Annotated in this window: 16 protein-coding genes; 3 read left to right on the top strand and 13 right to left on the bottom strand. The window is 41.8% G+C overall.

The features are described from left to right. Positions 1 to 26: 26 nt before the first annotated feature. Positions 27 to 995, bottom strand: a complete 969-nt coding sequence (locus DES38_RS00600; RefSeq protein ID WP_110250140.1) for a S1C family serine protease — start codon at positions 993 to 995, stop codon at positions 27 to 29. A 169-nt stretch (positions 996 to 1,164) separates the two neighbouring features. Here DES38_RS00600 and DES38_RS00595 point away from each other — a divergent pair, with 169 nt between their 5' ends. Then, positions 1,165 to 1,716, top strand: a complete 552-nt coding sequence (locus DES38_RS00595; protein WP_110250139.1) for a beta-class carbonic anhydrase — start codon at positions 1,165 to 1,167, stop codon at positions 1,714 to 1,716. Positions 1,717 to 1,824: 108 nt separating this feature from the next. Here DES38_RS00595 and DES38_RS00590 read toward each other — a convergent pair whose 3' ends face one another. The 7 genes from DES38_RS00590 to DES38_RS00560 form a co-directional block, all read right to left on the bottom strand. Further along, the gene (locus DES38_RS00590) at positions 1,825 to 2,943 is read right to left on the bottom strand and encodes an undecaprenyldiphospho-muramoylpentapeptide beta-N-acetylglucosaminyltransferase (RefSeq protein ID WP_110250138.1); all 1,119 of its coding nucleotides are present in this window, start codon (positions 2,941 to 2,943) and stop codon (positions 1,825 to 1,827) included. A gap of 95 nt (positions 2,944 to 3,038) precedes the next feature. After that, the gene (locus tag DES38_RS00585; protein ID WP_146206340.1) at positions 3,039 to 3,560 is read right to left on the bottom strand and encodes a hypothetical protein; all 522 of its coding nucleotides are present in this window, start codon (positions 3,558 to 3,560) and stop codon (positions 3,039 to 3,041) included. Positions 3,561 to 3,764: 204 nt separating this feature from the next. Beyond that, positions 3,765 to 4,949 carry a M20 metallopeptidase family protein gene (locus DES38_RS00580; protein WP_342767324.1) on the bottom strand — a complete coding sequence of 395 codons (1,185 nt, stop codon included), beginning with the start codon at positions 4,947 to 4,949 and terminating at the stop codon, positions 3,765 to 3,767. Positions 4,950 to 5,100: 151 nt separating this feature from the next. Beyond that, a complete protein-coding gene (locus DES38_RS00575) occupies positions 5,101 to 5,745 on the bottom strand; it encodes an ABC transporter permease (RefSeq protein ID WP_110250135.1) in 645 nt (214 codons plus the stop codon). Between the two features lie 22 nt (positions 5,746 to 5,767). After that, positions 5,768 to 6,673, bottom strand: coding sequence for an ABC transporter substrate-binding protein (locus DES38_RS00570; RefSeq protein WP_110250134.1), 906 nt, complete (start codon positions 6,671 to 6,673; stop codon positions 5,768 to 5,770). A 136-nt stretch (positions 6,674 to 6,809) separates the two neighbouring features. Next, on the bottom strand, positions 6,810 to 7,460 hold the full coding sequence (locus tag DES38_RS00565) for an ABC transporter permease (RefSeq protein WP_110250133.1): 651 nt from the start codon (positions 7,458 to 7,460) through the stop codon (positions 6,810 to 6,812). Beyond that, the gene (locus DES38_RS00560) at positions 7,457 to 8,572 is read right to left on the bottom strand and encodes a betaine/proline/choline family ABC transporter ATP-binding protein (protein ID WP_110250132.1); all 1,116 of its coding nucleotides are present in this window, start codon (positions 8,570 to 8,572) and stop codon (positions 7,457 to 7,459) included. Before DES38_RS00560 ends, DES38_RS00565 begins: the two co-directional genes overlap by 4 nt. Before the next feature lie 271 nt (positions 8,573 to 8,843). On the opposite strand from DES38_RS00560, the gene DES38_RS00555 reads away from it, so the two are divergent. Beyond that, entirely contained in the window at positions 8,844 to 9,413 is a 570-nt protein-coding gene (locus DES38_RS00555; RefSeq protein WP_110250131.1) for a GbsR/MarR family transcriptional regulator, read from the top strand. Between the two features lie 62 nt (positions 9,414 to 9,475). On the opposite strand, the gene DES38_RS00550 is transcribed toward DES38_RS00555, so the two are convergent. Beyond that, positions 9,476 to 9,955 (bottom strand): tRNA (cytidine(34)-2'-O)-methyltransferase, encoded by a 480-nt coding sequence (locus DES38_RS00550; RefSeq protein ID WP_110250130.1) that lies wholly within the window; start codon positions 9,953 to 9,955, stop codon positions 9,476 to 9,478. Positions 9,956 to 10,045: 90 nt separating this feature from the next. Continuing rightward, entirely contained in the window at positions 10,046 to 11,188 is a 1,143-nt protein-coding gene (queG, locus tag DES38_RS00545; protein WP_110250129.1) for a tRNA epoxyqueuosine(34) reductase QueG, read from the bottom strand. A 288-nt stretch (positions 11,189 to 11,476) separates the two neighbouring features. Here queG and DES38_RS00540 point away from each other — a divergent pair, with 288 nt between their 5' ends. After that, complete coding sequence (locus DES38_RS00540; protein WP_110250128.1) at positions 11,477 to 11,620, top strand: lmo0937 family membrane protein; 144 nt, start codon at positions 11,477 to 11,479, stop codon at positions 11,618 to 11,620. 140 nt (positions 11,621 to 11,760) lie between these two features. On the opposite strand, the gene DES38_RS00535 is transcribed toward DES38_RS00540, so the two are convergent. The 3 genes from DES38_RS00535 to DES38_RS00525 all read right to left on the bottom strand — a co-directional run bounded on the left by DES38_RS00535 (position 11,761) and on the right by DES38_RS00525 (position 14,648). Continuing rightward, complete coding sequence (locus tag DES38_RS00535) at positions 11,761 to 12,381, bottom strand: SGNH/GDSL hydrolase family protein (RefSeq protein ID WP_211305823.1); 621 nt, start codon at positions 12,379 to 12,381, stop codon at positions 11,761 to 11,763. Positions 12,382 to 12,633: 252 nt separating this feature from the next. Further along, positions 12,634 to 12,903, bottom strand: coding sequence for a 30S ribosomal protein S14 (rpsN, locus tag DES38_RS00530; protein ID WP_110250127.1), 270 nt, complete (start codon positions 12,901 to 12,903; stop codon positions 12,634 to 12,636). Positions 12,904 to 12,992: 89 nt separating this feature from the next. Next, a complete protein-coding gene (locus DES38_RS00525; protein ID WP_110250126.1) occupies positions 12,993 to 14,648 on the bottom strand; it encodes a sensor domain-containing protein in 1,656 nt (551 codons plus the stop codon). Positions 14,649 to 14,662 lie beyond the last annotated feature (14 nt).

Below are 14,662 nucleotides of genomic sequence, written 5' to 3'. Positions count from 1 at the left end.
CATTAATTACCCGAACAAAAACCCAATCACTCCTGCTGATCTGGCGACAAATACGCTTGAAACACGTCAGCTGCTACTGAAGCCGGAATCACTAAGCCGACTTTTCCATAGGTCCTGTCATCACGGGTTGCATAGACAATACCTTCAACGGCCCCGTTCTCATTTATCACGGGGCTGCCACTGTTCCCCCGGTAGACTGGCGCATCCAAATAGTAGACCGGTGTATCGAGTGACGATCGTCCTTCACGTTCAATAAATGTACCGGCATTGGCAATCCGATTGAATCTTAATGGGTTTCCAATAAAATGCACTGGTGTGTCTAATGTCGGCACGGTTTCACTTAATGGTAAGACTACATCAAATGTTTGATCCACTTTAATTAACGCTAAATCAACCGCCGGCATTGCTTCAATAACCTCACCCGTCAGTAAACTTTGGTCATGCAGACCAATCGTCACGGTTGTCTCTTGATCTACCACATGGGCGTTGGTAATGATATAACCATCCCTAGCAACAACAAACCCGGTGCCCCGACCTGTTCCAGTATCTACAATGACGATTGCTTCCTTATCTTCTTTAATTACGGGATCGTTTGATAGTTCGTGAGAGGTGATTAAAAAATCAACCACTGGAATTGAAAAGGTTGTCGCCAGAAGCGCAACTGCCTGAATCACCATGAATAAAGCGAGTACAATCGCAAACAGTCGGTAGCGCCTCGGCAAAACAAACCGTGGTTTTTGACTCCCGTCTCCAGAAGAACGGCTTTGATGATTCTTCCGTGCTTCTTTAATAATGCCGCGCATGTCTTCATGGGTAATCGGTTCAAACAAGTCATCATCAATCATCGATTGTTTAACACGCGCTAAATATTCCTGTTCTTCTTGTTCGAATTGTGCTCGTTTTTGACGGTCATCCGTTTGACGCGTCGCATGTTCGCTCTTGGTTTGTTTTACCTCGTCGTCAGAATCATTTGGCTGCTGGTTTTGATCAGTCATGCCTTCACCTCAATTTCCCGGGAAATACTCCAAGTCAAAGGATATATCGACCTTGATTTAACTAAATATTCGGTTAACCCTTGATTTTACCCCGTCAGATACACTATGATATAAAAAAACATCTATATATATTTATGTTACAGTGCATTTTAATGAGAGGGGAATAAACATGTTACTTGATGATATTTTACAACATAACCACACGTTTGTGGAACAGAAAGACTATCAAGCCTATGTCACAAATAGTGTACCCGACAAACATGCTGTTATTTTAACATGTATGGATACCCGTTTAACAGAATTATTACCGAAAGCGATGAATTTTAAAAACGGTGATGTCAAAATACTAAAAACTGCTGGTGGGATCATTAAAAACCCCTACGGTTCAGTGATGCGCAGTATTTTAGTCGCTGTTCACGCCCTGCAAGCGGATGAAATCTACGTCGTGGGTCACCATGACTGTGGCATGAGCAACCTCGATACCGATCATCTCTTTGAACGCATGAAAATCAGCGGGATTCCAGCGGAAACCATTGCCAATTTAGACGTGGATGCCAAAGCGTGGTTTGAAGGGTTTGACCATGTCGAAACATCTGTCCAAAGTTCTGTCGATTTAATTAAAAATCATCCCTTACTGCCTGATGATACACCGGTTCATGGTCTTGTGATTGATCCGAAAACAGGCAAACTTGATTTAATCACAAACGGTTATGACGATTAATTAAGGCATCATCGCCCTGTATGTATTGAAAATAAATGGCAACAGCACGCTAAAATTAAACGTGCTGTTGCCATTTTGTATCTATGCGCTTTGATGTACCTTTTTCATTTACAATTGCGATGATTTTGATTTAGACGGCTTTTCATAGTGATGTATTTCTTCCAATACAGCTTGAATGGCATCTTCTGCATTAAAATGCTGCATCATTTCTCGGATATGATCCGTGTCACTTATAAACGCATCAAACGCCGTTAAGAAGCCTTCGCTGGTTAACGTGTCTTCATCGAGTACGTGTGCGTAGCCTTGCTTTTCAAATACATGGGCGTTTAATAGTTGATCACCACGACTCACCTTTTTAGACAACGGAATGAGTAACATTGGTTTTTTTAACGCTAAACACTCAAAAATCGCATTTGCACCCGCCCGTGAAATCACAACATCCGCAGCGTGCAGAATGTCCTTTAATTCCTTATCGACATACTCAAACTGCCGATAACTTTCTCGTCTAATCGTTTCGTCTAAATGACCTTTGCCGGTTAAGTGAACCACTTGAAAATACCGGGTTAAGTCATCTAAATGATTCCGAATGAGGTCATTGATTGTTTTAGAACCCGCACTGCCACCCATCACAAGAAGGACTGGCTTATCTTTTTTAAACCGTAAAAATTCAAGACCGCTCGCTTTATCTCCTGCAAACAACTCTGGACGGACAACCGGGCCAATAAAACGTGCTTTCTTTTGATCGACGTGTTCTAACGTGGCGGCAAAGGTCACTAAAATGCGCTTGGCGAATGGCATTGCAATTTTGTTGGCTAATCCTGGTGTTAAGTCTGATTCATGAATGATAGCAGGGGTCCGGGTCAGTCGTGCAGCAAGTAAGACCGGTACCGAAACAAACCCACCTTTTGAAAAAATAATTTGCGGGCGTTTTTTTCGGATAATACGGGCAGCTTCACTGACCCCTTTCATCACTTTGAACGGATCTTTAAAATTTTCAATCGATAAGTATCGTCTCAGCTTACCGGTATGAACAGCATGGTAGGTAACGTCTTTTTGCGGTTCAATCAGTTCTCGTTCAATGCCCTCTTTTGAGCCAATGTAGTCAATCGTATATCCGTCTTCTTTCAGCAAAGGAATCAGCGCCAAGTTAACCATGACATGTCCTGCCGTTCCTCCACCTGTTAAAATAATTTGTTTGTTTGGTTGTGCTTCTTTTTTCGTTGACATCGGTTTCCCTCGTTTAAAAGTATTTATTTTCCCTTGCAAGATTGTTCACTTCACTGATTTAGCAGCACCGTGCTCCTGGCAATCGATGGTTTTCATTACGACCGAATCGCTTCAGAAATTTCGACGAGATGCCGTTGCTCGATTGGGTATAACTCTTCTGCATCGTCTTCCCGCATGCCTTTACGGTACTCAATTTGATAAATGAGCGGTTGGTCAATCACGACAAGTTGTTGCACAAAGTCAGATTGATAAAAACACGCTTCCTGAACACCATTAACTTGAACAGTTTCTAATGTGGCACACGCCGTTGTCTCACCATCCTTTATTTGAATGGTTAATAAATCATTTTGATCAGAATAAAAGCTGAGGTCTAAAATCTCTACCCCATCTAAAAAATAGTGATCATATACAACATACGCAACGGGTATGGGTAATCTTTCGGGCAAGGTGGCGGTAAAACTTGCTTCTGCAAACGCTTTTTCTACTTCTTCGGTAGGATAGCGGTAGCCATCCACCTCAGGCGTTTCATCACCATCAGTCGATGCTGCGTCTTCATTACAACCTGATAGAATCATTACAGTACTAATTATTAAGAGCCCGATAATTTTTTTCATCATGTCTTGCCTCCCATTTCCTTAGTTTAACAAATGAAGGCCTGCTTGCGCTACCCTTTGAGCATCGTTCGTTTAAAAAACATCAAAATATAAACATACTCGTGCCCGTCAACCTGGTCGTGGAGAAAATGATTGCATGACTATCGGGATCGGTTGCCCTATTAAAAAAGTCTTCTCCTTCTGGTTAAAAAGGAGAAGACTTTCACATTAGTGAGCTTCAGTTAAATAATCAAGGGTCGCTTTTGCCATAACTTTCGCTCCATTTAATAGCGCCTGTTCATCAATATCAAACTTGGGATGGTGATAAGGATAGGTGAAGCCTTTCGCTTCGTTCGCAGAACCAGTGAAAAAATAAGCCCCAGGAATTTGACGGGTAAAGTAACTAAAGTCCTCCGCCCCCATATTCGGCGCCATCGCTTTAACATGTCCTTCTGGAAGAAGTGCTGTTGCAGCCTTGACGATAAGTGCGTTTACGTCCGGATCGTTTTTCGTTGCTGGATAACCAAATTGATAGTCGACCTCAACTTCTGCACCATACATTGCCGCCGTATGTTCGGCAACTTTTTTAACCCAATCGGCAAGTGCTGCTCGCACATCATCATCAAAGGTGCGAACCGTCCCTTCGATTGTCGCCTGGCCTGGAATAACATTGGCTTTCTCACCAGCTTTAAAGGCACCGACCGTTAACACCGCTGATTTTAATGGATCCACCTTACGACTAACGAGCTGATGTAAGTTCGCAACTAACTGGGCCCCGATTTGAACCGCATCAGTCGCATCTTGAGGAAAGGCGCCATGGCCCCCTTCGCCTTTTATCGTAATAAAAAAATCATCGCTCGCTGCTAGAATATAGTCAGGACTATGGCTCACATGATGAACGGGAAGATAATTTTCCATGTGGGTGGCGAAAATAATATCAACACCCTCAAGCGCACCGTCTTCAATCATTGCTTTCGCACCACCTGGGTCTTCCTCTTCAGCATGTTGGTGGATGAAAACCACATTTCCGTGCAAGTCATCTTTCACGGAAACAAAAGCCTTGGCCATTCCTAAAGCGATGGCGGTGTGCGCATCATGACCACAAGCATGCATCACCCCGTCAACGGTCGACGCATAAGGCACGTCATTTTCTTCCGTGATCGGCAACGCATCAAAATCAGCTCGAATTGCCACTGTTTTACCAGGGTACTTTCCTCTAAGCGTTGCAACCACACCGCGGGTCCCGACACCTTCCCTCACCTCAAGGCCAAGGTCGCGATGGTAGGCGGCGATGGTCTTCGGTGTATTTACTTCTTTAAATGATAGTTCTGGATACATATGAAAGTGACGGCGTAAGTCAACCATCTCGTCATATAAAGCAGTAATCGCATCAAGTAGTTTTTGTTCCATCATAATTCCTCCCTTTCTTTTAGGTAGCGACTTCATCTTGTGAAATCGTCTGGAAAACCGGGCACTATTTGCTCGGTTCGTATAGATTCATTCAGGCGCAAATACCCGTAAAAAAGATGCCGATACATGCACCGACATCTTTTTCAACAGCTATTTAGTTAGCAAATCTATTTTTCGTTTTTCGTTCAAAAATACCGAGCAGGAAATCAGCCAAAATGGCAAGTGCTGCCGCTGGTATGGCACCAGCATAGAGACGCACGTCATTTTGTAGGTTGATTCCACCAACGATTTCACTGCCTAAACCGCCCCCACCAATATAGGGGGCAATGGTCGCAACAGCAACGGCAATCACTGCCGCCACTCGCAATCCGGCCATTAAGAACGGTATTGATAAGGGAAACTCGACCTTCCATAATAACTGCAAGGGGGTCATCCCAATTCCGCGTCCTGCTTCTGTCACGCTTGCATCAACTTCTTTTAAGCCGACATACGTGTTACGGACAATCGGTAACAGTGAGTAGAAAAATAAACCAATCACCACTGTTGAGTTTCCAAGGCCAAAGTAGATGAGTAAAATCGCGAGCATCGCCAGGCTTGGAATCAGTTGCAAGATATTCACCAGGGATAAAATCACTGGGGCAGCTTTTTTAAATTTCGCCGCTAAGATTCCGAGTGGTATCCCGACTAACAACGCGAAGCCAATTGCATATAAGACCATCATCACGTGTTCGCCTGCAAGTGCGAGTAACTCACTCGAGTTTTCTAACATATAGGTGCCTAATTCGATTAAAAAATCCATTATTGGATCCCCACTTTATTTATTAGTTTAGTAAGCCTTCTGTTTCTAAGAACTCACGTGCAACTTCTTCCGTTGAACGTTCTTCTAAGTCGACTTGGCGAATCAATTCAGACATCTCTTCGGTTGAAACGGTTCCGACAAGCTCTAAGAAGATTTCTTCAACTTCTGGATAGTTTTCTAATACTTCATTACGCGCCACAAGTGATGCATCGTAAGGTGGGAAGAATTCTTGATCATCTTCTAGAATACGCAAATCATATTCAGCAATTTGTGGATCGACCGTGTAAGCTGTCACAACGTCAAGCTCACTGTTAGCAATCCCGGTATACATTAATGAAACTTCCATGCCACGTACGTCACCAAATTCAAAACCATAACGTTCTTGGAAACCACGGTAACCATCATTGTCACGCTCTACCCAGGTTGTGTCTGTTCCTAAGGTTAGATCATCAGCATGTGCTTCAAGATCTGAAATCGTGGTAATATCATTTTCTTCTGCAAAATCGCCACGAATCGCAATCGCATATTCGTTTTTGAAACCAATTGTATCAAACCACGTCATATCATATTCTGGACCAAATAAATCTTGGGCATTTTGAATGGTTTGTTCTGAGTTTGTTGAATAGTCCACATCATCAAAGTGATTGTTGTAGACCTCACCTGAATAAAGCATCGCAAAATCAAATTCTTCGCGCTCAATTGAAGCAAGAATTTGTGGACTTGCTTGAATGTCTTCCGTAATATTAACTTCGTGATCCGTATTTTCTTCTACTAAAATCTTAACCATTTGGGCAGCGATTTTCGGGTCCGTATACGATTGTGCTCCAAACTCAAACACTTCGCCTCCATCTGCTGATTCGTCTCCACCGCAAGCGGCAATAAATAGGACAGTCATTGCTAATAGGACTGCAAGTAATTTCTTTTTCATGTTAAAATCCCCTTTTCTTTTATTGTTTTTATATCGAACTTACACCAAAGATGTAAGGTTCATCATCACTTCATGTTTACGACGTCTTTATTTATCGTTGTCTTCTTGTTAAGTGACTTACCTCGCCTGTGTCTTTTTAAGAAGCACGGGTATGAGATAAGCGTTTTTCGACCAAACCGAACAGCGTATCAACAATTAAAGCAAGGCCAATTGCCATCACGGTGCCGGTAAAAATCATATAGGTGTTGTTTGAGCCAATGCCCGCCATAACCAAGTCACCTAAACCACCCGCACCAATAACTGATGCTAGTGTCGTCCAACTGATGATATAGACCGTCGTAATCCGAATCCCTGACATAATATAAGGGACAGCAATCGGCAGCTCTACTTTCATCAACCGACCAAATGTTGAGTACCCCATTCCTTTTGCTGCTTCGACGATGCCTTGATCAATCGATTCAACACCTGCGTAAGTATTACGTAAGAGCGGCAGTAAGGCATATAAGAACAAGGCAACCACCGCTGGTACAAAACCGATCCCGAAAAACGGAATTAAAATCGCAAATAAGGCAATGGTTGGTATCGTTTGAAAGAAGTTCGCTAAATTAAAAATCGCTTGCTTCAAACGTTCATTTTTCATTTTCGTCATCCATATTGCGAGCGGTACAGTTAAGACAATCGCCGCAACAATTGATACTGCCGCAATCGTTAAATGTTCCACCAAATAACGCATAATGTTTTCATAACGAATTGAAAAGAACTCGATGTACTCTTGAATTAAATTCATGACCTTACACCACTTTTAGGCTCAATTTTATCATGTAAGACGGCTAATAATTGATCTTGGTCTAAGACACCAATAAAGGTTTCATCTTCTTTAACAATCGGCGCGATCGTATCTTTACTCGCGACAAATTTCTCAACTTCGGCTGTTTCACGATAAGCAATAATATCAGGGTTCACTAAATCACGTAAGACAACATCATGTTTTCGCACCGCATCGTAGAGTGATACAATCCCTAAATACTTATCGTCATTATCAACAATCGGCATTTGATCTTTCTTATGTTTAACCATCACATCAATTAAGTCATCAACGGACTTTTCAACATTAACACTCGGGAAGTTCGCATCAACAAAAGCAGTCATTGGCGGTAAGCCTTGTGCTTTTTCTAAGCGTTCTTGTCCAATAAACTCTCGTACAAAATCATCTTTCGGGTTGGTTAAAATCTCGCGCGGCGTTCCTTTTTGAACGACCTCACCTTCACGCATTAAAATGATTTGGTCAGCAATTTTAATCGCTTCATCCATATCATGCGTGACAAAAATGATGGTTTTATTGATTTCCTGTTGTAACTGAACCAACTGATCTTGTAATTGTTCCCGACTAATCGGGTCAAGCGCACTAAACGGTTCATCCATAAGAATGATTTTCGGTTCAGCAGCTAGGGCTCTAATCACACCAATCCGTTGTTGTTGCCCACCACTTAATTCATTCGGGTAACGTTCGCAATAGACCTCTGGGTCTAAATCAACCATATTTAATAGTTCATACACACGGTCCTTTGTTTTTGCTTTATCCCACTTTAGTAATTTTGGTACCGTTGCGACGTTATCGTAGATTGTCATATGTGGAAATAGACCAATACTTTGAATGACATAACCCATTTGCCTGCGCAATTCAATTGGATCAATCTCAGAAATTATTTTTCCATCAATCGTTAATTCACCGTCGGTGTAATCGATTAAACGATTCAATAATTTCATCGTTGTTGTTTTACCGCAACCACTTGGTCCGATTAAAACATTCAGTTTGCCTTCTTCAAAAGTAAGGTTAATATTCTTCAATGCCTGAAAGCCATCTTCATATACTTTGTTAACATTCTTTAATTGAATCAATAGCTGTCCCTTCCTTCGTCGTCCTTTTTTATTACTTTTTAATTGTACATATAAACCACGCGAAAACAAAACCCGGTATACACTTTAAATTGCACAAACTTTATACAATTTAAAGTGTATGAATTGTATAGATTGTATCTTTCTTATAAATCCTCCCGATTACGAGCAAATCCTACCCAAACGTCCAATTGGGTTCACCAGTCATTTATGATACAGTAAAATCAAATGGATTGTTTGTAAAAATAAAACAGAAAAAGAGCTGATATTATTCATGGATCATAAAGAACAATTAAATCAAATAAAAAATCGCGTCAGTGAGCAAATTGCTGAAAACATGAAATCATATGGGTATCCGGCAACCATCGGCCGCGTGATTGCAGCTATTTTTTATGAAGGACGGGCGCTTGACTTGGATGAGCTCGCTGAGCATACCGGCATGAGTAAAACCCGCATGAGTCAAGTCATGCGTGAAATGACGCATTACAACATTGCAGAAAAAGCCTTCATGAAAGGCTCGCGCAAAGATCACTATACGGTGGAAGAAGATTACTACCAAACGTTTATTACCTTATTCACCGCTAACTGGCGCGAAGTTGTCATTCGCAACAAAAAGATTGAAGCCCGAATCACACAAGATTTAAACCAAATCATGAACGACCCAGAGGCGAGTGAGGCGATTAAAGAAGAAGCGCAAGTTTACTTAAATGACTCTGATGAATCTGTACGCTACTATGAATGGGTAGAAGAAATCGTTGAATTGTTTGAATCACATCGTATTTTTGAGATTGTCCCTAAAAAAGAATCTGATCACACCAAAAAAGCTTACCGTTTTAATAATTAAAACGGTAAGCTTTTTTCTGTCTTTCGGTATTCAGTTAGCCACTACCTGCGCGGTTACAAACCTTAATGCATTCCCGGGAAGCCTTGTTGCTTCATCACATCATAGGCAATGATTGCTGCGGTGTTTGATAAATTAAGCGAACGCACTTTATCGTTATCAGCCATATGGATTCTAAGGCAACGTGTTTCTTTACCGACAAGCAATTCTTTTGGTATCCCTGTCGTTTCCCGGCCAAAGACAAAGAACAGTGCTTTCTCAGCTTCACTAAAATCAACCTCCGAGTAATACTTGGTCCCAAAGTTTTCAATGTAGTAGTACTCACCCGTAGGGTGAGCTTGATACAAATCATCAATCGAATCATGATACTCAATCTTGACATCATGCCAATAATCAAGACCTGATCGGCGTAACATTTTATCTTCAGTTGAGAACCCTAGTGGGTGAATCAAATGTAAGGTTGCATTGACAGCTAAACACGTTCTGGCGATATTTCCAGTATTAGCCGGGATTTCTGGTTGAAACAATACAATATGAAGGCTCATCGTTCTTCTCCTTTATTCTATACAAATTATCCTAGCAAACCAGCTTCATAACTGATGCATGCACGGATTTAAGTGATTTGCACTTGCCTCTTAGTTTTGATAAACCAGCTCAAACGCTAAGCCTTTTTCCATTTCTGCTATAACTGCTTCATCCGTTTCACTTAGACGGGCTTGTTGAATCAAACGATAACTATCACGCCGGCCGATTTTACCAATCGCAAATGCGGCTGTTCCACGAATCACTGGACGTGGATCTGTCCGCATTAAGCGGTCAAGCTCTTCAACTGCACGTTCCTCTCGGTAGTGAGCTAATGCTAAAATCGCATTACGCTGCAACGGCTTCTTGCCCCGCCATGAGCCAGCCATGTGACCGAACGTTTCTTTAAATTCACGATTAGAGATTGATAACAGGGGCAACAATTCCGGTTTAACCTTGTCCGGTTCAGGTTCAAAGGCGTCATGAAGATGAAAATCAACACCTTTATTTTTCGGGCAAACCAGCTGACACGTATCGAAGCCATAGAGTTGGTTCCCTAATTTGTCTCGGTATTCATCCGGCAAAAAGTCTTTTGTCTGCGTCAGGAATGCGATGCAATTTTTCGCATTTAAGCGTCCCGGCGCCACTAAGGCACCCGTGGGACAGGCGTCCAAGCACTTGGTGCAATCGCCACATCCGTCATCGACGGGTACGTCTGAGGTAAACGGAACGTTGGTGATCATCTCACCTAAGTAAACGTACGATCCGAACTCAGGGGTGATAATCGCACAGTTTTTTCCGCTAAAGCCAATCCCCGCACGCTCAGCAACTGCCCGGTCCGATAGTTCACCGGTATCAACCATGATTCGCGACCTAAAACCGGGTACCAGGTTTTCAATAAAACGGTTCAGTTGATTCAACTTATCATTTAAGACGGTATGATAGTCCATTCCCCAACTTGCCCGGCAAAAATTACCCCGGCGCTCTCCTTTTTTGTTTACGGGACGTGCTTTCATTCGAGACGGATAGGCCACCGCAATCGCAATGATTGACTCCGCATCACTCACATGCAGTTTTGGTTCGGTTCGTTCGGCATTGCTGCCTTTTTCAAAACCTGATTGATAATTATCTGCTTGTTGCATCTTTAAACGTGCTTTCATTTCACTAAAAGGATCGGCAGCAGTAAAACCGATTTTATCAATACCAATCTGATGGGCATAATCAATAATCTTCTCTTTTAACTGTTCATTCGCCATCAAACATCCTCTTTTCTATAGTAAGTCCTTTATCCTAGTTATCACTTCATCGCTATCGCTTCAAAAATCATAAATAAAACGCAACACTTCGTTTTAAAATAAACGAAGCACTGCGTTAGTTAAAGTGATGGTATTGATTATAGCACATCTGTTTTAAAAAACAATGTTAATATTCTCCACACCCAACTATATCCCTATTTCTTGGAAAAATGTTTACGATCCGATCAAAAGGGAATGCTTATATTAGGCAGACACGTTGACGTTTCTAACAAAAAGGAGTGAGAATTCATGCTTTGGACAATAATTGGTATTCTATTATTATTATGGTTACTTGGCTTTATCTTTGAAATTGCAGGCGGCTTAGTCCATATTTTACTTGTGATTGCATTAATTGTATTTATCTACAATATGATCACAGGTAGAAAACGATAACCAACTGGCTTCAAAAACGATTTAAAGAGCACGCGGGCAGATTATGCCTGCGTGCTTTTTGTCGTTCATTATATCCTGACCGTCCTCCGCAAAGACCAGATAATCTGTTTTCCCTTTAGCATAGACGGATGTTGCCTGTTTTACTTAAATAAGGTGACCGTTTCTAACCAGGTCTTTGCCATCAGCTGATTGCCTGTGCTTGACATATGGACGCCATCAATCGTTAGCGGAACATCAAGACCGGTTGCCAACACATCTAAAAAGGCTTTGTGGGTTGGTACAAGGATGCATGCATATTTTTCCGCTAAGCGGTGGGTTGCTTCCAAATAAGCTTTTAATAGTTCATTGCCTCTTGAATGAATTTCTTCTTCAATAATCGTCGGTTCCATCAAAATAATCGTCGCATCTGTTTGATTTTTAACTTCTTTCAATAACTGGTCATAGATCCGTTCAAATTGATCTGGGTAGATCTGTTCCATATCGGGATTATCCAGTTGACGCCAAACATCGTTAATTCCAATTGAAATCGATAACCAATCAGGATTTAGAGCAATGACGTCTTCTTGCCAACGTTCAGCTAAATCACTAATTCGATTACCACCAATTCCTTTATTGATTATTTCAGGAAACATTTCTGGTGACTCAATTGCCAAAAGATCACGAATGATCCGCACATAATTATCCCCTAAGTCAAGCGGGTCTTCAAACCGTCCCCATTCTGTAATACTATCTCCAATAAAAACTAACCGTTGTTGTGTCATAAAACTTATCTCCCGTCTGATTGAATTGAAAACGCTCACTATTTTCCATTATGCCACAACATGGCGTTAGCGTTAAGTTATTTTTTTCAATAACTCAGCGACTGTTTGGTTGCATGATTATTTAACAAAACGTAAACAAAGCGAAAATGAAATAAATTAAACCCACACAAAAAACTCAGCACCAAAAAGGTCCGTTACAAACAGCTAAAAAAAGAAGGTAGGCTAGACTGACCAGTGGTCAACCGCCTACCTCTACCAACTTGCTTTTGTCACACCGGGAATTTGTCCTTTTAATGCCAAATCGCGAAAAGCGATGCGGGACATGCCAAACTTACGCATGTATGCACGTGGTCGTCCATTAACCCGACAACGGTTTGTTAATCGCGTCGGTGAACTATTCCGTGGTAACCGATTAAGTGCTTGATAATCACCACTTGCGCTTAACGCTTCGCGTGTTTCCCGGTACCGTTCAACCATCTGTTCACGTTTCTTTTGTCTAGCAATCATTGCTTTTTTAGCCATATGAACCTCTCCTTAAATCGTAATCATTCTACTTTATCATTATACAATACAGTGCCTGCTTTGTAAATAATAATGATTTCGATTTAGGTTTAGTCATCATAGGCATGAAAGATGGTTTTGTTTTTCCCGGTACGTTTTGCTTCGTATAAGGCGCGATCGGCTTGATTTAAAATCCGTTTCACATTACACGTTTCTGCTGTTGGCATAACAACACCAATGCTTACACCGACTGATAAATCATGATCATCCATGCGATACGTTGCCTGTAAGGCCTGTTCTAACCGTTCAATTACACGATAGACGCCAGCTTCCGTGGCCAGCGCAGGTAATAAAATAATAAACTCGTCACCACCCAGTCTTGCGACAGTATCAACGTCTCTTAATACATGTTGCAATCGCCGCGCAATTTCGACTATTACCGCATCACCCACTTCATGACCGTATTGATCGTTGATGGTTTTAAAATTATCAATGTCGAGCATCATTACCGCAAACGACGTTTGCTCCCGTCTGAATTGGGTGACGATTTGCTCAAGCCGGTTATTGAAAAGACGTCTGTTTGCTAAGCCAGTAAGAGGGTCTTGATAGGCTAACTGGGTGAGTTCAGCCTCATAGGCTTTTCGCTCCTCAATGTCTCGCGCAACGACGATCGTATGCACGTATACACCGACATCAAATACCGATTCAAATTGGCATTCAAACCACCGTGCCTCACCGAGTGCATCGACCAATTGGATTTCTTTTTTGACAGCGCTCGGGGTATCAGAAATCGCTGTTAACACTTCCTGAACCGCCGCCTTAAACGCCGCACTTGTGATGTCACAAAAGGTCTTTTGGTATAGCTCATCCAAATGATAATGGAGCCTTTGCGTATGGGAAGGCGAGAGATAAGAAAAGTGTTGCTTTTGATCAAGAACTTGGATTAAATCGGATGAATGTTCAGCAATTAAGCGAAACCGTTTTTCACTCTCAAGCAGCGCAGACTTGGCAAAGTATTCAGTTGTTAGATCGCGGATGATCACATAAATCCCATGGACATGATAATCAAGGCGCATCGGAATAAACCGAATTTCTAAATGCATCGGATGATCCGCTTTTGTGTGTACATCTGTTTCAACTGAACAGTGCTTTCCTTGTGAGGTCTGATAGAAGGATTCCCGCACTTCAGCAAGGCTATCGCCGTCCAATAGTTCAAAGAGATTTCGACTGAAATCCTCACCTTCGATGGTTTCCGCTAACGTTGTTAGCGCTTGATTCATTTTGACTAATTCACCTGATAAATTAAGATAACCAATTGGCGCCGTGTTGTTATCGAACAGCGATTTATAACGCTGACGACTGAGTTCTAACCGTTTTTTACTGATCAACGTTTGTTCATGCGCATATTTAACTGCAGTAATATCTCTTACAACCGCAACAATATGCGTGACGATCCCGTCCGTTATGATTGGTGTAAGGACGGATTCCGATACTTTTTGACCAGAAGAAACGAAATAATCATCTTGATAAGCACTCGCTTGTTGTTTACGCACAACTTCCATGTATTGATTTTTTAGAACGGTCGCTTTTGTCACTGGATTTACATCCTCAATTTCCTGATTCAGTGTCGCCGTCGTAAACCCTAAGACATCCTTTGCCACTTGATTAAACAGCTCATAATAAAAGCGATACGGATTTTGTTCTACACGCATAACAAATACCATGTCACGCATTGCATCAATGATTTGCTGACTAGGAAGTGACATTTTTATCACCTATT

Source organism: Streptohalobacillus salinus (genome assembly GCF_003201605.1).
Classification (GTDB): domain Bacteria; phylum Bacillota; class Bacilli; order Bacillales; family Amphibacillaceae; genus Streptohalobacillus; species Streptohalobacillus salinus.
This window is presented reverse-complemented; position numbering and strand designations above follow the sequence as displayed.